The 25138-nt window shown below is 40.7% G+C and carries 19 protein-coding genes and 1 other annotated feature; of the genes, 3 read left to right on the top strand and 16 right to left on the bottom strand.

The window, feature by feature from the left end; translation table 11 throughout:
* Positions 1 to 20: 20 nt before the first annotated feature.
* Positions 21 to 377: a DUF4828 domain-containing protein gene (locus tag I585_RS18670; RefSeq protein ID WP_010740470.1), complete on the top strand. Its 357-nt coding sequence runs from the start codon at positions 21 to 23 to the stop codon at positions 375 to 377.
* A gap of 35 nt (positions 378 to 412) precedes the next feature.
* Here I585_RS18670 and I585_RS18665 read toward each other — a convergent pair whose 3' ends face one another.
* Both I585_RS18665 and gltB read right to left on the bottom strand, forming a co-directional pair.
* Positions 413 to 1849 (bottom strand): glutamate synthase subunit beta, encoded by a 1437-nt coding sequence (locus tag I585_RS18665; RefSeq protein ID WP_010740471.1) that lies wholly within the window; start codon positions 1847 to 1849, stop codon positions 413 to 415.
* 1 nt (position 1850) lies between these two features.
* Positions 1851 to 6347: a glutamate synthase large subunit gene (gene gltB, locus I585_RS18660; protein ID WP_371198567.1), complete on the bottom strand. Its 4497-nt coding sequence runs from the start codon at positions 6345 to 6347 to the stop codon at positions 1851 to 1853.
* A gap of 210 nt (positions 6348 to 6557) precedes the next feature.
* On the opposite strand from gltB, the gene efaR reads away from it, so the two are divergent.
* The gene (efaR, locus tag I585_RS18655; protein WP_010740473.1) at positions 6558 to 7205 is read left to right on the top strand and encodes a transcriptional regulator EfaR; all 648 of its coding nucleotides are present in this window, start codon (positions 6558 to 6560) and stop codon (positions 7203 to 7205) included.
* A gap of 233 nt (positions 7206 to 7438) precedes the next feature.
* On the top strand, positions 7439 to 8953 hold the full coding sequence (zwf, locus tag I585_RS18650) for a glucose-6-phosphate dehydrogenase (protein WP_010740474.1): 1515 nt from the start codon (positions 7439 to 7441) through the stop codon (positions 8951 to 8953).
* A 98-nt stretch (positions 8954 to 9051) separates the two neighbouring features.
* On the opposite strand, the gene ileS is transcribed toward zwf, so the two are convergent.
* From ileS to ftsL, 14 genes are all read right to left on the bottom strand, one after another.
* Positions 9052 to 11835, bottom strand: a complete 2784-nt coding sequence (gene ileS / locus I585_RS18645; protein ID WP_010740475.1) for an isoleucine--tRNA ligase — start codon at positions 11833 to 11835, stop codon at positions 9052 to 9054.
* Between the two features lie 52 nt (positions 11836 to 11887).
* Positions 11888 to 12094 (bottom strand) — a binding site (T-box leader).
* A 2-nt stretch (positions 12095 to 12096) separates the two neighbouring features.
* Positions 12097 to 12804, bottom strand: a complete 708-nt coding sequence (locus I585_RS18640; RefSeq protein WP_010740476.1) for a DivIVA domain-containing protein — start codon at positions 12802 to 12804, stop codon at positions 12097 to 12099.
* 21 nt (positions 12805 to 12825) lie between these two features.
* Positions 12826 to 13608 (bottom strand): YlmH family RNA-binding protein, encoded by a 783-nt coding sequence (locus I585_RS18635; RefSeq protein WP_010740477.1) that lies wholly within the window; start codon positions 13606 to 13608, stop codon positions 12826 to 12828.
* 12 nt (positions 13609 to 13620) lie between these two features.
* Positions 13621 to 13896, bottom strand: a complete 276-nt coding sequence (locus I585_RS18630; RefSeq protein WP_010740478.1) for a YggT family protein — start codon at positions 13894 to 13896, stop codon at positions 13621 to 13623.
* A gap of 13 nt (positions 13897 to 13909) precedes the next feature.
* Entirely contained in the window at positions 13910 to 14527 is a 618-nt protein-coding gene (locus tag I585_RS18625; protein WP_010740479.1) for a cell division protein SepF, read from the bottom strand.
* Positions 14528 to 14536: 9 nt separating this feature from the next.
* Positions 14537 to 15214 carry a YggS family pyridoxal phosphate-dependent enzyme gene (locus tag I585_RS18620; RefSeq protein ID WP_010740480.1) on the bottom strand — a complete coding sequence of 226 codons (678 nt, stop codon included), beginning with the start codon at positions 15212 to 15214 and terminating at the stop codon, positions 14537 to 14539.
* Positions 15215 to 15228: 14 nt separating this feature from the next.
* Positions 15229 to 16467, bottom strand: coding sequence for a cell division protein FtsZ (ftsZ, locus tag I585_RS18615; RefSeq protein ID WP_010740481.1), 1239 nt, complete (start codon positions 16465 to 16467; stop codon positions 15229 to 15231).
* 21 nt (positions 16468 to 16488) lie between these two features.
* Positions 16489 to 17814 carry a cell division protein FtsA gene (ftsA, locus tag I585_RS18610; RefSeq protein ID WP_010740482.1) on the bottom strand — a complete coding sequence of 442 codons (1326 nt, stop codon included), beginning with the start codon at positions 17812 to 17814 and terminating at the stop codon, positions 16489 to 16491.
* Between the two features lie 165 nt (positions 17815 to 17979).
* Positions 17980 to 19104 carry a cell division protein FtsQ/DivIB gene (locus tag I585_RS18605; protein WP_016249957.1) on the bottom strand — a complete coding sequence of 375 codons (1125 nt, stop codon included), beginning with the start codon at positions 19102 to 19104 and terminating at the stop codon, positions 17980 to 17982.
* 3 nt (positions 19105 to 19107) lie between these two features.
* The gene (murG, locus tag I585_RS18600) at positions 19108 to 20199 is read right to left on the bottom strand and encodes an undecaprenyldiphospho-muramoylpentapeptide beta-N-acetylglucosaminyltransferase (RefSeq protein ID WP_010740484.1); all 1092 of its coding nucleotides are present in this window, start codon (positions 20197 to 20199) and stop codon (positions 19108 to 19110) included.
* Positions 20200 to 20208: 9 nt separating this feature from the next.
* A complete protein-coding gene (gene murD / locus I585_RS18595; RefSeq protein WP_010740485.1) occupies positions 20209 to 21573 on the bottom strand; it encodes a UDP-N-acetylmuramoyl-L-alanine--D-glutamate ligase in 1365 nt (454 codons plus the stop codon).
* A 14-nt stretch (positions 21574 to 21587) separates the two neighbouring features.
* Positions 21588 to 22550 carry a phospho-N-acetylmuramoyl-pentapeptide-transferase gene (mraY, locus tag I585_RS18590; protein ID WP_010740486.1) on the bottom strand — a complete coding sequence of 321 codons (963 nt, stop codon included), beginning with the start codon at positions 22548 to 22550 and terminating at the stop codon, positions 21588 to 21590.
* 16 nt (positions 22551 to 22566) lie between these two features.
* On the bottom strand, positions 22567 to 24756 hold the full coding sequence (locus I585_RS18585) for a penicillin-binding transpeptidase domain-containing protein (protein ID WP_010740487.1): 2190 nt from the start codon (positions 24754 to 24756) through the stop codon (positions 22567 to 22569).
* Entirely contained in the window at positions 24757 to 25134 is a 378-nt protein-coding gene (gene ftsL, locus I585_RS18580; RefSeq protein ID WP_010740488.1) for a cell division protein FtsL, read from the bottom strand.
* Positions 25135 to 25138 lie beyond the last annotated feature (4 nt).

Raw genomic sequence — 25138 nt, 5'->3', positions numbered from 1 at the left:
ATTGAGAAAGGAGTTTTTTGATGAGATTGAAATGGCCCGTCTTCCTCAGCGCGACGTCGCTCGGTGTGGCAGCAGTGAGTTCAAAATTTGTTCGCAAACGTGAAGCGAAGGACCTAAATAGCATTTATGTCGGTTCTTGGGAGTTCACTCATCCGAAAGAACACAGACATCACACCATTACGATTTACCCGGATCTTTCAATTATTCTAGATGGCAGCGCCATCATCTACCAGCTCATTGAGCTAAGTGAGCAAAAACTAGCGATTCAAGATCAATACGGCTATCATTTATTGATCAAAACAAAAAATGGGACACCCGATACCCTTTATGACGAATTGGACGATGTATCACTACCCATTATTCCTGTAAAAAAATAGCAAAAACGGATGCCAGAACTTTGGCATCCGTTTTTTTATTGATGAATCAATGATCGCAACAGTTGATCCACATTTTCTGCAGCTTTTCGTCCTTCGCGAATTCCCCAAATCACAAGACTTGGCCCCCGTCTGGCATCCCCAGCTACATAAACTTTTTCATTATTCGTGGTGTAATCTTCATAAATCTCTTGTACATTGAAAGCATCTAATAAATTCTTCTCGGCTCCTGTGAAGCCCATCGCCAATAGAACTAAATCGGCTTTTAACGTTTTCTCAGTTCCCTTGATTGGCTGGAACCGATTATCGACTTCCGTTGTTTCAATCGCAATCACTTGACCCCGTTCAGCACCAATAAAAGCTGTTGTCGAGGTGTTATAGGCTGTTAATTCCGGATTTCCCACAGCACCCTCTGCTTGTCCGTACCCTTGACGATTAATCATCGAATATTCTGGCCACGGATTATTGTCTGTACGACTTGCCGGTAATTGAGGGGTAATCTCCAATTGTTTAACAGAAGCAGCACCTTGGCGAATCGCAGAACCAATACAGTCGTTCCCTGTATCTCCCCCGCCGATCACGATCACATGCTTTCCTGCTAATTTTTTATCGACTACCTTTTTCCCATGCTGCAAGACCTCTTTGGTACAGTCAGTTAAATAGTCCACCGCAAACTGAATGCCATGCAACTCACGTCCATTAATTTTTAAATCACGAGGAACACTGGCACCACTAGCAATAACGACCCGATCATAACGATCTTGTAATTCATTTGCCGTGATATCTACTCCAACCTCAGTATTCAAAACGAAGGTGATACCGACTTCCTCCATCACATCGATTCGACGCTGAACGATTTCTTTATCCAATTTCATATTAGGAATCCCATACATCAACAGGCCGCCGGCACGATCACTACGTTCGTAAACTGTTACCTGATGTCCTAGTTGATTTAAGCGCCATGCCGCGGAAAGACCAGCCGGACCCGAACCGATGATCGCCACTTTAAAGTCTGTCCGTTCATTCGGCAGCCCGTCTGCTTTGACCCAGTCGTTTTCAAAGGCATTATCGATAATAAAGCGTTCATTATCATGAATTGCTACACCTGAACCGTTTAATCCTTCAGTACAAGATTTCTCGCACGGTGCTGGACACACTCGACCCGTCATTTCTGGTAATGGGTTGGTTTTCGCCAAGCGATCAAATGCGTTCTTAAAATCACCGCGGAAAACAAAATCGTTCCATTCAGGAATCAGGTTGTCATTAGGACAACCTGAGACTGCTCGTTTACCACCGTAAAAAATACCAGTATGGCAAAATGGAATGCCACAGTTCATACAGCGAGCTGCTTGTTCTTTGCGTTCCTCGAGACTAAGCGGCGTTTGTAATTCTTCCCAATCCTGAACTCGTTCATCGACTGGTCGATAAGGATTGTCCTTACGCGGATATTTTAAAAAGCCAAATGGATCTGCCATGTTAGCCACGCCCCTTTCCAGCCGGTACCGTTTGTTCGCCGATCACTTCGACGAAGGCTTTCTCGATCAATTCTTCACCAGATAAACCTGTCTTCGCTAATTCCTCCGTCACACGAACCATCTCGTGATATTCCCGCGGATATACTTTAACAAAATGTTTTTGGGCATTTTCCCAATCATTTAATAATTCAGCTGCTTTTACTGAGTCAGTGTAAGCTAAATGCTTCTCGATCATTTCCTTCAAGACTGCATCTTCACCAGTTTCACCCAATTTAAAGAGGTCAACCATTTCCAAATTGCATTTGTCAGCAAAAGTATCGGTTGGATCATAGACATACGCAACACCACCGGACATCCCAGCGGCGAAATTCCGCCCCGTTGGACCTAAGATAACTGCAACACCACCGGTCATGTATTCACAGCCATGATCACCGACACCTTCGACAACAACATTCGCCCCGCTATTACGGACACAGAAACGTTCGCCGGCTTTTCCACGGAAATAGCCTTCCCCGCGATTTGCACCGAAGCAGACCACATTTCCGACGATTGGCGAATTTTTGACATCATAGGCGGCATCTTTGGGCGGTACAATAATCACACGTCCTCCGCTTAAACCTTTAGCCACGTAGTCATTGCCCTCACCGATCAATTTCAATTCCATTCCTTGCGTGATAAAGGAGCCAAAACTTTGCCCCGCGATCCCCGTATAGGTGTATTTGATTTGACCTGGTGTCAGCTCATAGTTGCCAAAACGCTCTGCGATCCAGCCACCCATTCGCGCACCGACTGTTCGATTAACGTTATTGATTGGATAACCCATTTCCACCTGCTCACCATTTTTGATGGCACCTTCAGCGAAATGATCCAACTCAGGCCATTCACGTTTTTCTTTGAATGGATCTTCCGTTTTACGTTCGATGCCGACACTCGTCGATAAGATCCGTGAGAAATCTAGTGATTTGGCTTTGCCTTTTGCAATAAAGCGCGGTTCCAAGACTTCTGTATGACCGATCATTTCATCGATACTTCTGAAGCCTAATTCAGCCATAATTTCTCGTAAATCTTCCGCTATAAAATACATCATGTTGATCAAGTGCTCCGGTTTGCCGACAAAGAATTTCCGCAATGCCGGGTTTTGTGTTGCCACACCCACCGGACAAGTATTCAAACTGCAGACACGCATCATTACACAGCCGATCGCAACTAAAGCCAGCGAAGCAAAACTATATTCTTCTGCACCAAGTAGGATCGCCATCGCAACATCGCGACCAGTCATCAGCTTTCCATCGGTCTCTAACGTCATTCGTTGACGTAAATTATTCATTGCTAATGTTTGATGAGCCTCAGCAACACCCATTTCCCATGGTAAGCCCGCATCACGAATCGAGTTTCGCGGCGAAGCGCCCGTTCCGCCATCATAGCCAGAAATCACGACAACATCTGCCCCAGCCTTTACTACACCAGTGGCAATCGTACCAACACCTGTACTCGAAACCAACTTGACATTGATCTTCGCATACGGATTAATCGCTTTTAAGTCATAAATCAATTGCGCCAAATCTTCGATCGAATAAATATCATGGTGCGGCGGTGGTGAAATCAATCGTACACCCGGTGTGGAGCCGCGAATCTCTGCTACCCAAGGGAAAACCTTATTCCCCGGCAATTGTCCACCTTCACCTGGTTTCGCGCCTTGTGCCATTTTGATCTGTAATTCTTCCGCACTCATCAAGTATTCCGCATTTACCCCAAAACGACCAGAAGCAACTTGTTTAATTTTACTATTGAAGTTTTTGCCGTCCGCCTGTGGTTTGAATCGTTTGCGATTTTCTCCGCCTTCACCGCTATTGGATTTAGCGCCGATGCTGTTCATGGCTTCCGCAATACATTGATGCGCCTCTTCACTTAATGAACCATATGACATCGCTCCAACTTTGAATCGTTTCACGATCTTACTAGCCGGTTCTACTTCGGATAGTTTTACTGAAGGTCGTTCATTTTTGAACTCCCACAGCGCGCGTAAATTCGTTGGTTCGTCTAACGCCTCTTGGTTCATTTCCGCGACATAATGCTTAAACAATTGGTAATCGCCTGCACGGACCGCTTGTTGGAAATTATAGATCGTCTTTGGATTGAACAAATGATGTTCGCCGTCTGCCTTATACTGGAAGCTTCCGCCTGAAGCCAGCAGATCATTTTGCTGCGGTCCATACGCCAATTGATGACGCTGCAAGTATTCTTCCCCAATTTGATGCAATGATAACCCGCCGATACGACTAGCTGTTCCCGTGAAATATTTATCTGTAACAGGCTGACTGATTCCAACTACCTCAAACAATTGCGCGCCATGGTACCCAGCAATCGTTGAAATCCCCATTCGAGACATCACTTTCACGATCCCTTTTTCGGCCGCTTTACGATAATTTTCTAAGCCATTTTCAATGGTGAAATCGTTCAGCGTGGCATACGCACCATAAGGATGAATCCCACTGGCACCATAACCAATCAAAGTCGCAAAATGGTGAACCTCACAAACCTCTGCGGAATCAACCACCAGGCTTGCCAATGAAGCTTTTCCCTTTCGCACTAAATGATTGTGCAATCCGGATACAGCTAATAAGATCGGCATCGCCATTTTTGCTTGTTCTGAACCGCGATCACTTAAAATCAAAATCGTTCCGCCATTGTCGATTGCGGATTCCGCCTCTTTAAACATGTGTTCCAAGCCGTCTTCTAATGCATTGTGGCTGCCGATTGAATATAACGTTGAGATAGTTACCGCTTTTTGCTCTTTAGTATTTAGCTGAGCAATTTTTAGAAAATCAGCCGTACTAAGAACGGGACTCTTAATTTTTAACTTCTGACAGTTATGAGCATCATCTACTCGAATATCGCCATCACGCCCTAAAAACATCTCTGTCCCGATTACCAATTGCTCGCGAATCGCATCAATCGGCGGGTTGGTCACTTGCGCAAATTGCTGTTTAAAATATGTGAAGAGCGATTGCGGTTGATCACTCAAAACTGCTAAGGGCGAATCATAGCCCATTGAAAGTACCGGCTCTTCACCTTTTTCCGCCATCTGTAATAGCGCCCCGCGAATAATCTCGTCGGTATAACCATTTAATTTCCACATTCTTTGTAATTCTTTTTGAGTCATTGCCGTATCTTTGAATTCAGTTTCAGCAAGCTGTGACAATTCAATCCGATTTTCGGCTAACCACTCTTTATAGGTATGCGCTTTTGCATACTTTTCTTTGATTTCTTGATTGCGATAAAATTTTCCGGCAATAGTGTCAACTAGGATCATATTCGCCGGTCCCAAAACACCCTTTTCAATCACATTCGAGGGTGCAAAATCGACTACGCCAGATTCTGAAGCCACTTGAACGAAACCGTCTTTAGTAATTGAATAGCGGGAAGGCCTCAAGCCGTTCCGGTCCAAAGTTGCTCCAACCATTTCTCCATCTGTGAAACACAATGCCGCTGGTCCATCCCATGGCGCCATAAAACTAGCATTGTATTCTTGAAAAGCAGTCATTTCTTCCCCTAAGCCGGCCTCTTCTGACCACGCCTCTGGGACCATCATCATCAATGCGTGAGGAATATCACGACCGTTGCGATATAAATACTCCATACAGTTTTCTAACTTAGCAGAGTCAGAATCTTCTTCGTTATAAACCTCGATACCGTGACTCTTCATCCAATTTTCTGAACCGCGCAGCGTATTGATCTCTCCATTATGAGCTAAGAAACGGAAGGGTTGCGCCCGATCCCAACTTGGAAAAGTGTTAGTAGAGAAACGAGAATGTACGACTGCGATACTTGCCGCAAAATCCTCATCCTGCAAATCATCATAAAAGATTCCGACTTGATAGGCATGCAGCATTCCTTTATAAACGATCGTTTTGCTGGAAAGACTGCAGATCGCCATTTCCCCCGAGTGATACGTTTTTTCTAACTTGCGGCGTAACCGATACATGCGATCTTCAAAATCACGATCCGTCTGAACCTCTAACGGCCGCTTTATGAATAATTGCACAAAGCTGGGCATGACCTTTTGAGCGCCCGGTCCGCAATTTTCATATTGAAATGGAACATCCCGCTGCCAAGAAACTAAGTAGCCCGCAGCTTCGATTTCTTTTACAAGTGCCTGCTGCAAACCGTTTTTGTGTTTTTCATCCGCGGGTAAAAAGAACATTCCTACCGCATATTGACCACGATCAGGTAATATTGCCCCTGCCGCTTTTGCTTCTCGTTGAAAAAATTTGTCTGGAATTGTCGCTAAAATTCCTGCACCGTCACCAGTTTCAGGTTCTGCACCAGTTCCGCCACGATGGTTCATTCGTTCTAACATCGTTAGTGCATGCTTCACCAATTGATGTGAAGCGTTGCCTTCCATCTGAGCAATAAAGCCCATACCACATGCATCCTTCTCAAATGAGGGATCATACATGGTCGGGGCCTCTGTTACTTGTTGCTTTGTCATTGACATCAATCCTTTAAATAGTTTGACAATTCTCATTTATTTTTAATATACTACCTTTTTTTAAAAAAATAGGCAAGTGTTCTTAGAATATTTTTTTAATTACCTTTGTTATTACCGATTCATTTCTTTAAAAAGAAAAGTCCAATCAAATGGAAAAAATGGGATTTATTTGGTAAACTTAATCTGATATGCTTCGTTATGAAAGGATGAACATCAATGACACCGAATCGCGAAGATTACTTAAAATTAATATTAGAATTAGGTGGCGACAAAGAAAAAGTTAGTAATAAAAAAATCGTCGCTGGTTTGTCCATTTCTGGAGCTTCTGTCAGCGAAATGATTAATAAGCTTGTTAAGGAAGGACTTGTTGAACACTCCCCTTATCAAGGCGTACAACTAACACCGGCTGGTTTAGAAAAAGCCAGCACCCTCGTGCGCAAGCACCGTTTATGGGAAGTATTCCTAGTTGATCATCTCGGCTATTCATGGAATGAAGTCCATGATGAAGCAGAAGTATTAGAGCATGTGACATCTACACAACTTGAACAAAAATTGGATACGTACTTGAATCATCCAACCTTTTGCCCGCACGGCGGCATGATCCCGCAAGAAGATCAAATCGTCCATGAAAAAGATCGTCAGACTTTGGCAAGCTATCCAGAAGGAACAAACATCCGGATCGCTCGCGTCTTAGACGAAAAAGACCTGCTTGATTACTTGATGGACCTTGGCGTTAAGATCCACGAAGAATACACAATCACAAATATTGCTGCCTATGAAGGACCAATTACTTTACAAAATGACCAAAAAGAGGTTTCAATTAGTTATAAAGCAGCGTCAACCATTTTTGTTGATTCGTTGTAGGAACGACAAATAACCATCAAACTTATTTTTCTCTCTTCAGAAAAATAAATTCATTAAATCGAACTAGGATGCCAGTCCAACTTTTCGCAGTGAATGCAGTTATGCATGCTTAAATTTGGATTTTTTCAACTTTTGGGGCTACACTCTTAGTTGGATGGTATACGTGGGGAGCATCAAACTTATTTTTCTCTTCAGAAAAATAAATTCATTAAATCGAACTAGGAGTGAATTGTATGGAACAGGCAGCATTATTCACCATTTTTGGTGGAACCGGCGACTTAGCGAAACGAAAACTTTACCCTTCGTTGTTTCGTTTATATAAAAAGGGCAACTTAGCACAACACTTTGCTGTGATTGGGACCGCTAGACGGCCATGGAGCGACGATCACTACCGAGAAATCGTTCGTGAGACCATCAAAGACTTAAACGCAACTGAGGAAGAAGCGCAAGAATTTTCTAATCACTTCTATTATCTTTCCCACAACGTGAATGACACAGAACATTATGATCAGCTGAAAGAACTAGCGGATCAATTAGATGAAAAATATTCGTTGCAAGGCAATCGGGTTTATTACTTGGCCATGGCACCTCAATTTTTCGGTACCATCGTCAATCATCTGAAGTCTCAGGAAATTTTGACAACAACGGGATACAACCGTTTGGTGATTGAAAAACCGTTTGGCTTTGATTATGATTCAGCCAATGAGTTGAATAATCAAATTCGAAATGTTTTTCCGGAACAAGATATTTTCCGAATCGATCACTATTTAGGCAAAGAAATGATTCAAAATATTTCCGTCATTCGTTTTGCTAATAATATCTTCGAATCCCTTTGGAATAACCGCTATATCGAAAATGTTCAGATCACTTTCTCTGAAGCATTAGGTGTTGAAGATCGCGGAGGGTATTATGAAAACAGTGGTGCGCTAAAAGATATGGTCCAAAATCATATCCTGCAAGTCGTTGCTTTATTAGCGATGGAAGTACCGACCTCGTTCTCAAATAAATCGATCCGCGAAGAAAAGGTTAAAGTTTTACAAGCAATTCGCCGCTATGATTCTGAAGAAGTTTTGCAGAATTTCGTTCGTGGTCAATATGACGCTGGCGCGTTAGATGATAAACAATTTATTGCCTATCATGACGAGCCAAATGTCGCAGAAGATTCCTTGATGGAAACTTTCGTTGCTGGAAAATTCTTGATCGATAATTTCCGCTGGTCTGGCGTTCCCTTCTATGTTCGGACGGGTAAGCGAATGACTGAAAAAGGTACACGTATTAATATCGTCTTTAAACAAGTTCCAGTAAATGTCTTCAACTTTGAACAAGAGGTAGCCGATGGTGAAGAGTTGCCACAAAACATTTTGACGATCTACATTCAACCAACAGAAGGCTTTTCGCTAACTTTAAATGGAAAGAAAATTGGTCAGGGCTTCAACACTGAGCCAGTAAAATTAGATTTCCGTCAAAGTGCTGAAGTGACTGAAAACAGTCCTGAAGCTTACGAAAAATTATTGTTAGATGCCTTAAATGGTGACGGCACCAATTTCTCTCACTGGGACGAAGTAGCAAACTCATGGGAGATCGTTGACCGAATTCGTAACACTTGGGACCAAACGACACCAGGTTTCCCAAATTATTCAGCTGGGACAATGGGACCACAATGTGCCTTTGATCTTTTAGCCAAGAACGGACACGAATGGGCTTGGCAGCCAGACCAATGGTACCGTGAACGCGGACAATTAAAATAAATCGTTTAAGGCTGGGAGAACTTCTCAGCCTTTTCTTTACACAAAGAAACCCGGGCCGACAATTCGATCCGGGTTTCTTCTATTATATATAGATACTTTTATTCCAATCCTTCGGCTACAGCTTCAGGATAGTTTTCCTCTACGATATGCGCACATGAAGCACATAAAGTTGGTAATTTTTCATCTTCACCAACCGTTGTTCGCACTTGGCGGCAACGATCGCAAACTTCGCCGTCAGCTTTTTCTACTAAGATCGCTACATCATCAAATACCATCGCATTTTCTGGTGTCTCCTCTTTCGAAATGCTAAATGAATCTGGTGATACGATCAATAATTGTGCAAGGTCTGCATCTAGCGCTGTTAACATCGCCGCAACTTGCTCATTTGGATAAATCGTTACTTTCGCTTCTAAAGATTTCCCAATCACTTTTTCGTTACGTGCTTCTTCCAAAGCTTTCAACACTTTATCACGGAAATCCATGAAGGCTTTCCACGTATCCAACAATTCGGCTTGGTTAGGGAATTCTTCATAGCTAGGCAATTCCGCTAATTGAACATATTCATCTTCCTCTTTCAAATATGTCCAGATTTCTTCAGTCGTATGAGGAATGATTGGTGTCAACAATTTCGTCAATGCTACAGCCGCTTGATAGAAGACTGTTTGCATGCAACGACGTTCGTAGCTGTCTTCTGCTTGAATGTACACAACATCCTTCGCAAAATCCAAGTAGAATGAAGACAAATCAACCGTCAAGAAATTCACAACGGTTTTATAGATTTGCGTGAAATCATATTTATCATAGCTTTCACGAATCGTTTTAACGACATCATTTAAGCGTACAAGCATATACTTATCAACTGAACGCAATTCTTCGTAAGCTACTGCATGTTCTTTAGGTTCAAAGTCCGTGGTATTCGCTAATAAGAAACGCATTGTATTCCGAATTTTACGATAAACTTCCGAAACCTGATTCAAAATATCCATCGATACTCGTACATCAGCCTCGTAATCAACACTGCTGACCCATAGACGTAAAATATCCGCACCCATCTGTTTGATTACTTTATCTGGAACAATTGTATTGCCTAAAGATTTACTCATCTTACGGCCTTCTCCATCCAAAGTGAAGCCTTGAGAAAGAACAGATTTGTATGGAGCCACACCATTAATTGCCACACTTGTTGTGATACTTGAATTGAACCAGCCACGATATTGGTCAGAACCTTCCAAATACATGTCAGCTGGGAACGTTAAGTTTTCACGTTGACGTAAGACTGCTTCATGTGATGAACCAGAATCAAACCAAACATCCATAATATCAGTTTCTTTAGTGAACTCGCCATTTGGTGAACTTGGATGGGTAAAGCCTTCAGGTAATAAGTCTTTTGCTTCCCGTTCAAACCAGACATTTGATCCATGCTCAGCAAATAATTGTGCTACATGTTCCGTTGTTTCTGGTGTAATGATTGCTTCTCCGTCTTCTCCATAGAAGATTGGCAGCGGTACACCCCACGCACGTTGACGAGAAATAACCCAGTCGCCGCGATCGCGGATCATGTTGTACAGACGTGTTTTGCCCCACGGAATGATCCAATCTACTTTTTCAATTTCGTCTAAGATATCTTGACGGAATTTATCAATCGAAGCAAACCATTGTGGTGTCGCACGATAAATAATTGGTTTTTTCGTCCGCCAGTCATGCGGATAGCTATGCGTGAAGAATTCTAACTTCAACAATGCGCCATTTTTTTCTAATTGATCTGTGACCATAGGATTGACTTTATCGTAAAATACTCCTTCAAACCCTGGTGCATCAGCTGTCATTACCCCGCGATCATCAACAGGTGAGATAATATCGTTGCTATATTTTTTCCAAGCAAAGTAATCATCTTCCCCGTGCCCAGGTGACGTATGAACCAATCCAGTCCCTGCATCCAATGTGACATGATCTCCTAAAACAACTAGTGAGTCACGATCGTAAAATGGATGTTGTGCTGTCATGTATTCAAGATCTTTTCCAGAAACCTCTTTAATGATCTTAGGATCTTCCCAGTCTAATTCTTTAGCAACCGTCTCTAATAGACCCTTCGCAATAACATACTTTTTATCAGCTTCTTCTACAACAATATAGGTATAAGCCGGATTTACCGAAATCCCTTGGTTCGCTGGTAATGTCCATGGTGTTGTTGTCCAGATAATAAACGAAGTATCTGTATCTAAAATGCCCTTACCATCCTTGACTTTGAAAGCCACAAAAATTGAAGGAGATTTCACGTCTTTATATTCAACTTCAGCTTCTGCTAATGATGATTCACTTGATGGTGACCAATAGATTGGTTTCAATCCTTTATAAATGTACCCTTTTTCAGCCATCTTACCAAACACACGAATCTCAGCAGCTTCATAGTCAGGTGTCAAAGTCACGTAAGGATTTTCCCATTCACCAGCAATTCCTAAACGTTTGAAATCTTCTCGTTGCTTATCAACTTGTGACAATGCATACTCTTCACATTTTTTACGATATTCAGCCATCGTCATTTCTTTACGTTTGATTCCTTTGTTTGCTAAAACCTGCTCGATTGGCAAACCATGTGTATCCCAACCAGGAACGTAAGGTGCACGAAATCCAGTCATAGATTTTGAACGAACAATGATATCTTTACTAATTTTATTTAAAGCATGTCCAATATGAATATTCCCATTAGCATAGGGAGGGCCATCATGTAAAACAAAGGTTGGTTTTCCTTCATTTAATTTTTGGCGCTTCTCATAAATTTTATTTTCTTCCCACTCTTTTTCCCATTGACCTTCGCGGTTTGGTAAATTACCGCGCATTGGGAAGCCGGTTTTTCCTAGTTGAAGGGTTTCTTTTGTCTTCACTATTGATCGTCTCCTTTAAAAATATTTCTACACAAAAAAACAAGCGCATCCGCTAAGGGACGAGCTTGTCGTGGTACCACCCAAATTTGAAACTCAAAAAGTTTCCTCTAACCATCTTTAACGCAATGACGCGTTGATTGCTACTATTATATAGTTCACAATCAAATGATCTAGAGGATCTTTCCGATTAGAGGGTCTGCCGAACTTTCACTGTCATCGGCTCGCTAAAAGAATCTAATCAGCTTTTCTGTTCTAGATAGCTTAATCTTCGTCTGATTTAATCAATTCAGGAATATCAATCGTTAATCCCATATCTTCATCTTGAGGTTCAGGAGTGATGATTGGTTCACCTGAGTCTACTGCAAGCGAAGCATCATTGTCAAGTTCGTTCGCTAAAACTTCCTTCAGAATTTCATGTCCATCACCAACGTATGAAGACATTGGCTTAAGCACTTCTTCCCAATCGCCGCTGCGCGCTTGATCGATTTGTGTTTCTAACAACAATAGTAATTGTTGGTGGAACACACGTGTTTTCTTCTTCAAGTCATTTGTTTCAGCAGCCAATTGACGTGCTTTAGAAGTTGCATCAGTTAAGATTTCTTTCGCTTTGTCTTCAGCTGTTGTCGTTAACAAGTTCGCTTTTTGCATTGCATTAGAGATTAGTTCATCTGCCCGGTTTTGAGCGGATGTAACAATCACTTCAGATTCCTTGCTAGCTGAAGATTTAACCTTATCAGCAGTATCTTGGGCTACAACGATTGATTGATTCAAAGCTTCTTTCAATTCATTGAAGTATTCCAGCTTTTCTTCTGAATGTTTCAGTGATTTTTCTAATTCACGATTTTTTGCGATACTGTCCTCATAGTCACGGACGATCATATCTAAAAAATCATCGACTTCATCTTGATTATAACCACGCATCTTGGTGGAGAAACTTTTGTTTTGAATATCTAATGGAGTTAATGCCATTTTTTTGTTCACCTCATAAATTTATTTTCGTAAAACGCCTAAGCGCAAACGAAATTTTTCTTTCTTTGTTTTTCCTTCTAGACCTTGAATTTGAATTCGTCCGAATCCACGAACAGAAATAACATCTAATAAATCAAGTAAGTAATCCGGCCGTTCATTAACCGACCAATTTACTTTAACTTTATTAGCTTCAACTAACTGTTTTGAACGTTGGCGTGAGATGTTATAAACGGTTGAAATAATCGCGTCTAATCTCAGTGAAGTAGCCGTCGTAGTTTCTTCGACCCAACTATCCTTGGGAATAATAATATCTGTGTACGGACGTTCCTCTAAATGAACGGTTACACGTCCAATTTTAGTTACTTGATTCTCGATATAACTAGCGGATTCTTTTGCTAAGAAAATTTGCCAACGATCGCCGTCAGAAATAATATCACCAAAATAGTCTCGCTTGATTCCCGCATTCATCAGTGTTCCCAAAATCTTTCCATGAGAAAGCTCGGTAAACTTCTGCGGATAATTAATCTCAATCATTACTAACTCAAAATCATCTAATTGAGGTTCATAATAATCTGGGTAAATCATACAACGACAACGTTCCGCATTTTCATATCCGCCATAAAACGAGAATTTCAATTCGCTGTTCTCACGAATCAAAGTTTCCAATATATATGCCTGTCGAGGGTCTAAAAAATTCGTTAAATAAGGAGCATATTGGCTTTCAACTTGTTCTAACCAATCGCCAACACTTTCAACAAATGGATGCTCTTCCGGTCTAAAATGTTGATAGACATTTGCATTCATATTGCCACCTCCTTAATAAATAAGATTAATCAGAATTTTTTGTAAAACCTCCATCGCAATATTCAATGCTAAGATAGCTGCCATAATTGAAAAATCGATTCCGCCAAATTGTAAAGGCAAACGTCGAAACAAATCAAGAAAGGGCTCACAGATTCGACCTAAAAGCTGGCCAAATCTCGATTGATAAGCTCCTGGGAACCATGACATCAATGCGTAAACTACTAAAAGAATCGTATAGAGATAAACCAATCGATTCAAAATATTAAAAAGTGTAATAATCAGTTCCAAATAAGCGGCTCCTTTACATTTCTAATCCATAAATGTCGTCATCAACCATAGAACTCAATGTAGAGCTGGTAATTTCAACATTCGTTGGTGTGCATAAAAACATTTCATTTCCGACACGTTTGATATCTCCATCGATCATAAAGACTGCGCCGGTTAGAAAATCTACGACGCGGCGTGCTTTCATTTCATCTAGAGATTGGAAGTTGATTAGGACCACTTCACCTTGACCCACTCGTTTTGCGATAGTCATCGCTTCGTTGTAGGCTCTTGGTTCAACTACTGAAATACGGTCTTTTCTCTTTTCTTCCACCCTTGGTGCAAGTCGTTGTGCCCGAGTGTTATTGTTTGGCATAGAGACTACTTTTTCATTTTTCTTCGGCATACTTTCTGCTTTTTTCACTACATTCTCAGCCCGTCTATTCATCGGTTGACTATTCACCACTGGCTGAGTTTTTTCCTTTGGACGTTCCTGTTTTTGGTATGTAGGACGTGCCGTCACGCGTTCTTTTTTCTTAGGCGTGCTTACTGGGCGGCTAACCTGCTTTTTTGGTGCAGGCGCTGCTACTTCTTCATACATGTCATCATCTGCTAAACCAAAAAAATCAGTGATCTTTGCTAGACTAATTCCCATTAACTTTACCTAACCTTTCCTAAATAGTGCCGTTCCGATTCGAACAAAGGTGGCACCTTCTTCAATTGCCGTTTTGAAGTCTTGGCTCATTCCCATACTCAATTCTGTGCATGGCGCATACTGCAAGTTTAATTTTTTCATACTTTCTTGAAGCCGTTTCAAGGTAGAAAAAATATCGCGGACCTCTTGCTGACTAGCCTCATAAGGAGCCATTGTCATCAAGCCAATCACATTTATCTTGTCTAATCCTTCTAACTCTTCGATAAAGGAAGGAAGCTCCTTTGGCTGGATACCATGCTTTGATTCTTCCCCCGAAACATTTACTTCAATGAAACAATTTATTTGGTGTTCTGCACGTTTTTGAATTTCTTGTGCCAAACGTAAACTATCTAATGCATGAAAGTAATCAATCTCATTTATAATCAATTTTACCTTGCGACGCTGTAAATTGCCAATAAGATGCCATTTAATCTGTTGATTTTGCGAAAGACTTTGCTTTTTTTCAAGTAACTTATCTACTCGATTTTCTGCTAAATCTGTTACACCTAATTCAACGAGTTCATTTGCTGCATTGGAGTCGACACTCTTGGTCACCGCAACCATGGTAATATCTTCCGGGTTACGTGAAACAAGAGCACACGACTCCTGAATCTCTTGCTCGATTCTATGCAAGTTTTCAGCGATCATGTGCTCTCCCCCTCTTATTTTCTACGGCGAAAGAATGGTGGTGTATCAAGTTCTTCGTCTTTTTCAGGTTTTACTTCTTCACGATTGAAAGTTTCGAACTCTTTCTTTTCGATGTTATCAAATTGCGTTTCTTCAACCTTTGGACGGATGTTTTCTTCTTTACGAATATCCCATTCACCAAAAGCAGATTGGCCTTCATTATTTCTTGCAGGCTCAATATCTAAATTTTGCTTTTGCGGAACTGATTGGATTTGACTAGCACGTTGTGTATTACGTGTAGCCTTACGCTCCTTTTTTGTTGGATCAATTCCTGTCGCAATTACTGTAACGCGAATTTCATCGCCTAATTCTTCGCTGATTGATGTACCTAAGATGATGTTTACATCGCCTGTTGCCGCACTTGCAACAATATCAGAAGCATCTTGTGCTTCAAATAGCGTCATATCTAAGCCGCCAGTAATATTTAATAGTACTTGTTCTGCTCCATCGATTGATGTCTCTAATAATGGAGATGAAATAGCTTTTTTCGTTGCTTCAACTACACGATCTTCACCACTTGCTACACCGATACCCATCAAGGCAGTTCCTTGATTAGCCATCACTGTTTTCACATCGGCGAAGTCCAAGTTCACGTAACCAGGAGCAGTGATCAAGTCTGAAATACCTTGAACCCCTTGACGTAAAACATTGTCTGCTTCACGGAATGCTTCAAGCATCGGAGTCTTTTTATCAACAACTTCAAGTAAACGGTTATTTGAAATGATTAATAACGTATCGACATTCTCTTTTAATAATGAGATACCTTCTGCAGCAAAACGACCACGTTTTGGTCCTTCAAAGCTGAATGGGCGTGTAACTACACCAACTGTCAGCGCGCCAAGGTCTTTAGCGATTTTCGCAACGATCGGAGCAGCACCCGTACCAGTACCTCCGCCCATGCCGGCTGTAATGAAGACCATGTCTGCACCCTCTAAGGCATCTTGGATTGCTTGTTCACTTTCTTCTGCTGATTTTTGACCAACTTCAGGTTGTGATCCAGCACCTAAACCACGAGTATATTTAGGGCCTAATTGAATAACTGTTTCTGCTTTTGAATTTTTAAGGGCTTGTACATCAGTGTTTGATGCGATGAACTCAACGCCTTTGACGTTTTCCTCGATCATACGGTTGATGGCATTGCCACCGCCACCGCCAACACCGATAACCTTAATAACAGCACCTTCGTTAATATTGTTATCTATTGAGAATTCCATGTTTTTTATTCCTCCTACAGATTAGTCAAAAATATTAGAGAAGAAGTCCTTAATCTTCCCGGTTACTTTTTCTTCATTTTTTGGTTTTGTTTCTTCTTCATAATCATTTGATGCTTCGTAATCATCGTATACAGGTGCTGTTGATACTGCATTTGTCTGTGGTGAAGAAGATAAAGACACTTTTTCACCCGTAACAGCTGATTTCGCTAAATGGTAAACATCGCTTAATTCAGCTGAATAATTGACGATGCTGATGACATTTGTAAAGACCGGATTTCTCAAGCCCATTTGATTTGGCACATGCAATTTAACTGTCGTACCAAAAATATCTTCGGCCAAGTCGACAACGCCCGGCAAGCTTGCAGCTCCACCAGTTAAAACAACTCCGCCCGGCAAATCAAGTGCTTCAATCTCAGCTAAAGATTCTTTTGCTTTACGGAAAATTTGTTCTAACCGAGCTTCGATAATCTCAGCTAAATACCGTTCATCAACTTTCACTGGTTCTGTCTTCCCAATGACATCAACTGGAAAATCCTCATCAGCTGATGTACGGCTAGGATACGCATCCCCATAATTGATTTTTAAAGCTTCTGCATTATTAAATGATGTATTTAAAACGATGGAGATATCTTTTGTAACGAACTCTCCACCTTCTTGATCTACGTGAGTGAATTTCAATTGTTTATCGTGCATAACTGCCGTTGTAGTTTGTCCGCCACCCATATCAATTACGATCGTTCCAAAATCTTTTTCACCATCAGATAATGTCGATTCTGTTAAAGCTAGGGATGTAATCACTGTTTCAGCAACAGATAACCCTGCCTTTTCTACGCATTTTGTAATGTTATGAATGATTGTTTTAGGACCAGTAAAGACTAAACCGAACATTTCAAGACGAACGCCGATCATTCCTCTTGGGTCTTTAATTCCTTCAAAACCGTCAACAGTAAATTCCTGAGGTAATAGCGCAACAATTTGTCTTTCAGGAGGAACAGAACGAACCATTGCTGCTGAAGCGACATTACGAACATCTTCATCCATAATCTCTTTTGACTCATTGTTAACAGCGATCATCCCCTGACAAGTCTCAACTTCTAATAAGTTGGCAGGTAATCCTACGCTGACACTTTTAATTTGAATCCCAGCTTTTTCCTCGGCCTGTTTTACTGCCCGTTGAATCGCTTGTACTGTTTTATCGATGTCTACGATAATCCCACGGTTGATTCCCTCTGATTTTGCGTTTCCAACACCAATGATATTCATTTGGCTATCGATGTACTCGGCAACAACAACTTTTATCGATGTTGTCCCGATATCAAGGCCTACATACATTCCTGCTTTTGCCATGAATGGGATTCCCTCCTATTTTCAAATAAATGCTTTATTCAGATTTAATATTTTAAGTTACTGTTAAGCATGAAATATAATTTTTTGCAAGTAATTCACTGCCTTCAATTTTAACACATTTTGCCTAGAATGAAAAAGAAGATTCAACATTTTCTTGTAATAAATTTAATCATTTCCAACAGCCGTTCCAGATTGATCTGTCGAGTTTTGTGTCGCATCCTCTGTATCGGATTTTTCATCGTATGGATAGCTGTATATCCCAGCCTCCATATCTACGACACCTTTAATTTGTTTGTCATTCATTTGTTTAGCGATTTGGGGATAATATTTCATTTTTTCTCCCAAATCATTGATACTTACCAGAACTTTATTTCCATCATTCATGAAAATTTCCAATAGTTCTTTATTTTCACTCGTTGGTGCGTATTTTATCTGAGAAATTCCCTGTTTTACTTCTCCGGATAATTTTTTATACCCTTCTAATACCTTTAGAATTCGTTTCGAACCCGTAAAACTTTCTAAGATAGGCAAATCACCATTATTTTTTGGGACTTCGATTGGAATAATTTTTCCATTTGAAATAACCGGAGAATACTTCCCATCACTTTCCAAATAGGCAACTTCAGGATACTCTTTGATTTTCACTTCAAAACGATTGAGACCGTCAATGTGAACTTCCGCGTTCTCAATTTGCAGCTTCTGTTTCTTTAATCGTTTTACATTCGCTTCACGATCAAAATACTGACTCCAAAGATTATCGCCAATAGTAAAATTGAGTTCTTTTTCTATTACTTCTGCCGAAATATTCTCGTTGCCTTTTACACTCACTCCGCCCAGCTTACCCAACGGCGAAATATAATACAATAGTAACACAGCAGGTATCGAAAATAATCCGATCAGAATGGAAGTTCTGCGTAAGAGGCGACGATTGCGTTCATGTCTGATATTCGGTAATCGGTCTAAAAAGGAGCCATTTTTTGGTCCATTGGATACCGCTTCTGTCTCATCTTCCTCAATAACGGCATCTACCACTTCTGAATCTGGCTTTTTAGGTTCTTCCTTTTTTTCAATGACAGATTCATTAGTGCTTGCCGTTTCGACAGATTGTTCAGGATTTTTCTGTGGTACTTGTGATGGCTCAGCTTCACCATTTTCAAGATTTTTTTGTTTTAAGTATTCCATGTTTGCTAATTGCCATGGAGTCAAATTTTCTTGTTTTGGTTTTTGTTCTTCTTGCTGCTCCTTATTTTCTTCTGGAAACTCTTCACGACTAATGATCCTCACCTCCAAAAATTATCCGACGATCTCGTTTACCAATGACCATAGACGTTCCGCCGCGTCCGGTATTCCTTCTTGGCGGGAGGCTTTCGCCATCGCCTCTCTTTTTTCAGAGTCGTTCATAATTTCATCTACTGCATCTATCAAACTCTCACCCGTTAAGTCAGCATCTGGAATCATTTTTACAGCACCAGCATTAACCAAACTTTGAGCGTTCTTTGTTTGATGGTCATTTGTCACATATGGGCTTGGGATCAAGATTGCCGGTAATCCCAAAGCTGTAAGTTCTGCGATTGACGTTGCACCGGCACGTCCAATCAATAAATCAACATTTGCCATAACATCAGTCATATTTTTAATGTACGGTTGCAATGATAAATTTCGGTTGATTTTTTCTACGTCGAATTTCTCTTTTATTTCGTTATAGTACCGATCACCTGATGCGTAGAGAACCTGATAATCTTTTTGTGAAAATTTGGGTAGTGCCTGAATAACTGCTTGATTGATTTTAAGAGCTCCTTGGCTTCCTCCAAAAATCAATACGGTAGGAATATCTGGTAATAAACCATATTGCTCCAAAACTTCCGATTTGCCACTAGTCACAACTTCTTGTGCTCTTGGATTGCCCACTAAGACAGTTTTGCTTTCTGGAAAATATTGAGCTGCATCAGGGAAACAAATTCCCACTCGGTCAGCAAAACGACTTAAAAATTTATTTGTCATACCTGGAACACTATTTTGTTCATGAACAATCGTCGGAATCTTCATCCGAGCGGCTGCATAAACCACCGATCCAGAAACATAACCACCCGTTCCAATTACGACATCGGGTTTGAATTCTCGCAGAATTTCTTTTGACCGCTTGATACTCTCAAGAAATAATTGAACCGTTTTGATATTATCGAGCGAAAGCTTCCGCTTAAACCCTTGAATTTTGATTGTTTTAAAAGAGATGCCTGTCTCAGGCACGATTTTATTTTCCAACCCACGATGAGTACCTACATATAAAAATTCAGAATCAGGCTGGATCTTTTGTACGTAGCGGATAAATGCCAAGGCTGGATATATATGTCCACCCGTGCCGCCGCCTGTAACAAGTATTCTCATTTCATTTCCCTACTTTTCTAATTGCTTTACAGCATGCATAAATTTATCTCCGCGAATTTCGAAGTTAGGATACTGATCCCAACTTGCATTTGCAGGGGATAACAAAATATTATCACCGGCCTCACTTTGTTCATAGGCCAAAGGAACTGCCGTTTCAACATTTGAGGTCATAATAATTGTTTGAATCCCGGCACGCCTTGCAGTATCAGCCAATTTATCCTTCGTTTCGCCAAACAGAATGACAGCCTTGACCCCTTCAAAAGCCGGAATCAATTCATCAAACCCATTTCCACGGTCTAAGCCACCGGCCAATAAAATCAAACGGTCATTATCAAAACCGCTTAAAGCCATTTCAGTAGCTAAACTGTTCGTTGCTTTCGAGTCATTGTAAAATTTTCGTCCGTTGATTGTATCCACGTATTGAGTTCTATGTGGTACACCATGAAAATTGCTCAATGCTGTTCGAATTCCTTCGTTAGAAACACCTTTTAGTTTTGCAACGATGATTGCTGCTAACGCATTTTCAATATTGTGTGCACCTGGTACACCCAGTTCAGCAGCCTCCATGATTTTTTCTTCTTCATAATATAAACCACCGTCTAATAAATAAGCCCCATTAGCAATTTTTTCCTTTGTTGAAAAAGGAATAACTTGCGCCTTAGTTTGTTGGCTCATTTCTTGTAATTCCTTAGAATTCCAATTTAGAATTAGATGACCATCTGCGGTCATATTTTCCTGAATCGACCATTTAGCCGCTACATAGTTTTCACGTGTTTTATGGTAGTCCAGATGTGCCTCATAAATATTAGTAATAACAGCGATCTGTGGCTTGAAGTCTTTTATTCCCATTAATTGAAAACTAGAGAGTTCCATAACGATATCATCTTCTGCCATTGCTTTAGCAGCCACAGCACTAGCAGGAAAACCAATATTTCCAGCTAAATGTGCTTTCCCTGCTGAACGTTCTTGGTTCAACAATAGACCGATCATGGTAGTAGTTGTCGTCTTGCCATTCGTTCCAGTGATACCAACGATTGGACATTCTGCGACTTGGTAAGCCAACTCCACTTCGGTCAAAATTGGGATATGCAATTCTTCAGCTTTCGCTACTAAGGGATTATCATAAGGAATTCCTGGATTTTTTACCATCAATGAAAAATCCTCATCCAGTAACTCAATTGGATGATGACCTGTAATTACTCGAACACCCTGTTCCAATAACTCTTGAGCTTCAGGATTTTCTTCAAACGGTTTTCCATCGTTGACCGTAACAAATGCGCCCAAGTCATTTAATAACTTGGCCGCACTAAATCCGCTCTTCGCTAATCCTAATACTAATACTTTTTCATTTTCATATTGTTTAATTTGTTTCATTTCCTAGTCATCTCCTACAGTACGATCAATAAAACAATAATGGAAGCAATGAGGCCGATTGCCCAAAACACCGTGTCGACCTTCCACTCCGACCAACCGGACATTTCAAAATGGTGATGCAGTGGTGACATTTTAAAAACACGCTTACCTGTCATTTTAAAGGAAGTGACTTGAATAATCACGCTTGCTGTTTCAAAAATGTAAACTAACCCAACTAGCAACAGAGTCCATTCTTGGTGTAATATGATTGACACAGCTGCCAACAACCCACCTAAAGCCAGAGACCCTACATCTCCCATAAAGATCTTTGCTGGTTTTCTATTGTAAGGAAAGAAGCCAACTAAGCCGCCCATTACAGCTAAACAGACGATCAATACTTCATACTGCTGTTGATTCCATGCGATAATTCCGTATGTCGCAAAGGAGATTGTTCCTAACCCTGACACCAAACCATCGATTCCATCGGTAAGATTTACTGCATTTGAAAAACCAACCAGCCAAAAAATCACAAACAAGCCATAAAGAATGTTCAGCGGTAAATCAATCCCAAAGAAATTCAATGTATTAGGATAACCTTCCATCCGATAAACAACATAGAAGATAATCGCTACGACAACTTGTGCGATGAATTTTTGACTTGAAGTCAATCCTTCATTTTGCTTCTTCGCTAATTTGATAAAATCATCCAAAAAACCGATGATCCCATACAACAATAGAACAAATACTAAGATCATTAAAGAAGTGGTCATTTTATGTGTCCACAAGCTAAACCAAATAGTCGTGATGACAGCAGCGGCTAAAAATCCTAGTCCGCCCATTGTAGGCGTACCCGCTTTGGAGTTATGCCATTTCGGACCTTCGTCGCGAATTTCTTGTCCTTGTTTCCTCATTCTAAAATAACCAATTATAAAAGGCATCCCTGCGACAGTAATTGCGAAACTACTGGCAAAAGCGATAAATAGTTGTGCCGGTTGCATTTTTTTCTCTCCAGTCCTAACCTAACGTAATTTTCAATTTCTTTTTCGATACTTCTGCGTAAGGCGCTATATTTTGTTTCGTACAATAGCCGTCCCCTTTAAAGGTTACGTCAATATCTAACAAATTCGCCAATTTTAAGATATCTGCCTTTGACCAGCCTCGAACATCAGGCATTTCTTTCTTACCATCCGTTAACAAGATCAAGTGCTCGTTCGCCATGACTTTTTCACCTGGCTTCGCAGATTGTTTGATTACTTTTTCTCCATCACCAACAACGACTGCCGTCACTCCACGTTTGTTAGCATCAGCCGCAGCTTTGGAAGTTGAGAGATTCCGGTAATCCTCTACCGTAACCTTTGTATTACTTTCTTCATCTGAGGAATCAGAAGTATTATTTTGGAATTCCATTGCACGAGTTAGTAATGGATTCGCGATTTCTCCCAGAATGCCTTCCTTATTTTCTTGAGGCTGTTTAAGCGTCAAGTACAAAATATATTCGGGATCCTCTGAAGGTAGCATCAATGCAATCGAATAGATATAATTTGTGTCACCTGTAAGATAAGTACCACCACTTGCAATTTGCGCAGTACCAGTTTTAGCAGAAATATGATAACCGGGAACCTTATATTGATCGTAAGCAGAACCATAGTTTTCACTCTCAACGGTATCTCTCATATACTCACGTACTTTTTGAGCCGTTTCAGCCGTTATGGGTTCTCCAACAACTTCCGGTTTTGTGATAATTTCTTTTCCTGTATTAGGATTGGAAACTTTCTCTATATAATGAGGTTGCAGCATTTTTCCATCATTTGCTACAGCAGTGAAACCACGCATCATTTGGAAATTTGTTACCCCAATTGCTTGTCCATAAGAACTCATTGCTTGGTCGACGATATTGCTCGTCGGTAATGTTCCTTTTGACTCTCCAGGCAAACCGGAGTAGGTACTTTGACCAAAACCAAAACGTTTTACGTATTCTGGCCAACGATCACCTAATCTTTCTTCCAGCTTAACCATCCCAACGTTACTAGACCAAGAAAGAGCTTGACGCATCGTCAATATTCCTTTTTTACCCAAGTCCCAATCATTGATAGTCGCATCGGCAACTTGAATTTTGCCAGACATATAGCTCTCGTTTTCATTAAACACACCTTCGTTGACTGCGGCCGCCGTCGTGAAGACTTTCATCGTCGAACCTGGTTCATAACTATCTTCTATTAAGAAGTTTCGCCATGCATCAGATTCACCCAAGCCTTCTTTAGTCTCAGGGTTAAATGTCGGACGTTGAGACATCGCGAGTATGTCCCCTGTTTTTGCTTGCATTAATGTCGCAGTCATTTCAGTTGGTTTGGACTCAGAGTTAACTTTGTCTAACAGCGTTTCTAAATAGCTTTGCAGTCCAGCATCTAAAGTCGTATAAATGTCTTCTCCATTTACCGCTTTCTTCTCTTCTGCAACACTACCGGGAATCGGACGTTGATTTTCATCTTTTTGATAAACAACTTTCCCGTTTTTACCTTTTAGAACATCATCATAAGCAGCCTCGACACCCATCATTCCAACGAGTTCTTCTTTCTTATCCGGCTGGGCATAACCAATAAAATGAGAGGCAAAATTACCATTAGGATACATCCGATCCGTATGTTCTGTGAAATACAATCCTTGTACCTTAGCCTTCTTCATTGCATCTTCTATGTTTTGCTTGGTTTCTTCCGAGATGTTTTTCCCTTTGTTACCAAACTCAACTTGGTAATACTTACTAGTTCCATCACTATTTATACCGCTCTTCAACGTTTTTAAAACTGACTTTTCTTTAATTCCTAGATACTTATGTAAGATAGAGGCCAATTCGTCAAAATTTTTCTCTTGTGCGTACAATTTTTCTTTTCCTGAAACATAGCTTTCAGAGAGAATCGCGTAGACAGAATAAGATGTCGCATCTTCAGCGATTACTTCCCCGTTACGATCATATATTGTTCCACGTTTAGCTTTGACGACCTGACCACCGTGATACAATTCTTCCGTCTTAGCCTTCAACGAGGTACCTGCCACATGACCGCCTGCCACAACGTAAATCATACGAACGGCAAACAAAAAGAACAATCCAATACTCGTAGCAAACAAAATAACGCCTACTTTTTTGCGATTGTTCATCGGAGTCAAATTCTTTTTTCGGATTTTTCTTTTTAGCCTTTTAAAGCTCATTTACTTCACTTTCCTTAAATTCGCATCATTGATCGAAAGACCAGCCTTTTCAGCTACTTCTTTCAAACGATCAGAACGAGATAATTCACTCTTTTCTTGTTGCAATTGTGTCGCTGTTTTTTCTTTTGCATCAATATCAGTTTGAATACTAGTAATTTCATTCTGGGTTTTGCTGATTTCATTCCGGTAGTTGACCATCACGATTGATAGACCAACCAGCATCACTAAGAAAGCCAACACAGCAAATTTTTCAACTCGTGTGATTTTCTTTAAACGATCACCAGGAGAAACGAAGACTTTGAAAGAATCTGGCGTTTGGTGAATCTCTTCTTGCTGAGAATCAAATTGGAGCTGTTGATTGTTTTTTAATTCTGCCATAATT

Origin of the sequence: Enterococcus malodoratus ATCC 43197, assembly GCF_000407185.1 — a bacterium.
GTDB classification, from domain to species: domain Bacteria; phylum Bacillota; class Bacilli; order Lactobacillales; family Enterococcaceae; genus Enterococcus_A; species Enterococcus_A malodoratus.
This window is presented reverse-complemented; position numbering and strand designations above follow the sequence as displayed.

What these genes read in the sequence shown, in the direction of transcription:
- I585_RS18585 (WP_010740487.1), bottom strand. Translation starts at nt 24,756, where the DNA reads ATGAGCTTTAAAAGGCTAAAAAGAAAAATCCGAAAAAAGAATTTGACT.
- zwf (WP_010740474.1), top strand. Translation starts at nt 7,439, where the DNA reads ATGGAACAGGCAGCATTATTCACCATTTTTGGTGGAACCGGCGACTTA.
- murD (WP_010740485.1), bottom strand. Translation starts at nt 21,573, where the DNA reads ATGAAACAAATTAAACAATATGAAAATGAAAAAGTATTAGTATTAGGA.
- mraY (WP_010740486.1), bottom strand. Translation starts at nt 22,550, where the DNA reads ATGCAACCGGCACAACTATTTATCGCTTTTGCCAGTAGTTTCGCAATT.
- ftsL (WP_010740488.1), bottom strand. Translation starts at nt 25,134, where the DNA reads ATGGCAGAATTAAAAAACAATCAACAGCTCCAATTTGATTCTCAGCAA.
- I585_RS18640 (WP_010740476.1), bottom strand. Translation starts at nt 12,804, where the DNA reads ATGGCATTAACTCCATTAGATATTCAAAACAAAAGTTTCTCCACCAAG.
- gltB (WP_371198567.1), bottom strand. Translation starts at nt 6,347, where the DNA reads ATGTCAATGACAAAGCAACAAGTAACAGAGGCCCCGACCATGTATGAT.
- murG (WP_010740484.1), bottom strand. Translation starts at nt 20,199, where the DNA reads ATGAGAATACTTGTTACAGGCGGCGGCACGGGTGGACATATATATCCA.
- I585_RS18670 (WP_010740470.1), top strand. Translation starts at nt 21, where the DNA reads ATGAGATTGAAATGGCCCGTCTTCCTCAGCGCGACGTCGCTCGGTGTG.
- I585_RS18625 (WP_010740479.1), bottom strand. Translation starts at nt 14,527, where the DNA reads ATGGGAATTAGTCTAGCAAAGATCACTGATTTTTTTGGTTTAGCAGAT.
- I585_RS18620 (WP_010740480.1), bottom strand. Translation starts at nt 15,214, where the DNA reads ATGATCGCTGAAAACTTGCATAGAATCGAGCAAGAGATTCAGGAGTCG.
- ftsZ (WP_010740481.1), bottom strand. Translation starts at nt 16,467, where the DNA reads ATGGAATTCTCAATAGATAACAATATTAACGAAGGTGCTGTTATTAAG.
- I585_RS18635 (WP_010740477.1), bottom strand. Translation starts at nt 13,608, where the DNA reads ATGAATGCAAATGTCTATCAACATTTTAGACCGGAAGAGCATCCATTT.
- I585_RS18665 (WP_010740471.1), bottom strand. Translation starts at nt 1,849, where the DNA reads ATGGCAGATCCATTTGGCTTTTTAAAATATCCGCGTAAGGACAATCCT.
- efaR (WP_010740473.1), top strand. Translation starts at nt 6,558, where the DNA reads ATGACACCGAATCGCGAAGATTACTTAAAATTAATATTAGAATTAGGT.
- ftsA (WP_010740482.1), bottom strand. Translation starts at nt 17,814, where the DNA reads ATGGCAAAAGCAGGAATGTATGTAGGCCTTGATATCGGGACAACATCG.